We start from the raw sequence: 955 nt of genomic DNA, 5'->3' as shown, positions 1-955 counted from the left end.
ACTTGTGAAACCGACACTTTCGCGATATTTGCCATCGCACTGCCAGCCCAAAGCAACAGTGAATAACTCAGCACTGCCGTTAATACTTTATTTACTGCACCCATTAACACTCCCTGAATCAAGCTTCCATTGTTATTGCTCGTTCAAAGAGAACAACATCAAATCACTATTGATAGTATTACCAGTAACAATTGATAAGTTGAAGTGATATTTAACAAAAACACAACAAAGCTCGAATTATGCGAGAAAAGCTAGGTTTGCTCTGGGATAAGATAAGAAACGGGATGAGTAAGATATACAAGGGTTAGAGCTGAGAGCAACCGAGTGAGTGGAATATCGTTACTCTCAGGCCTATAGGGAGGTGTAAGGTGTTTTTAGAACCAGCGCTCCATTGCCGACTTGTCTAACTGTCGGAAAGCGCGATTAAGGATAATAGCGAGCTCTTTATAACGAGGACGCGCCTTCATTGGCTCTAATGCAAAACCTGTTTCGGTGATCTTTTCGTGCAGCTCACGGTACCAAGACACCAAAGCCGGCGGAAGCTGCGTGTTTGAGCGGTTACCTAACCACCACATGCCTTGAAGTGGCAAGCTAATAGCGAACAAAGCCATGACCACAGCTTGTGGCATTGCTTGGTAATTATTGAAAACCATTTGCGTAAGAACACTGATAGCAGCGATCGCAGGCATCACCTTAACACCAAAGCGCGTCGCTTTAATGATGCGTTGCTCTGGGAAAATAGCGTTTAACTCTTTTCGAACAGGCCAGAGATCCATGTACTTTTGGCCATCTTTTAAACTGCCAGCTAAACCAACTCTATTGCTCATATGAGTCTCCCATTAAAAAAAAGTTGAAATCATCAACTAAAAACACAAAAATTTGATGAAAAATAATATTCTTTCAAATTTTTTTGTTATATTTGCACAATATCGCTATTATTTGCAGACCTCAATCT

Annotated in this window: 1 protein-coding gene and 1 pseudogene; both read right to left on the bottom strand. The window is 41.3% G+C overall.

The window, feature by feature from the left end:
* Window positions 1-104 (bottom strand): annotated as a pseudogene (locus BCT81_RS29815) (ABC transporter substrate-binding protein); the annotation flags it as partial.
* A 270-nt stretch (window positions 105-374) separates the two neighbouring features.
* Complete coding sequence (yfbV, locus tag BCT81_RS19555) at window positions 375-827, bottom strand: terminus macrodomain insulation protein YfbV (protein ID WP_008220246.1); 453 nt, start codon at window positions 825-827, stop codon at window positions 375-377.
* Window positions 828-955: the final 128 nt, after the last annotated feature.

It is taken from the genome of Vibrio sp. 10N.261.52.A1 (assembly GCF_002876325.1).
Lineage (GTDB): Bacteria > Pseudomonadota > Gammaproteobacteria > Enterobacterales > Vibrionaceae > Vibrio > Vibrio chagasii.
The sequence above is the reverse complement of the archived record's forward strand: the minus strand, read 5'-3'. Positions and strand labels throughout refer to the sequence as shown.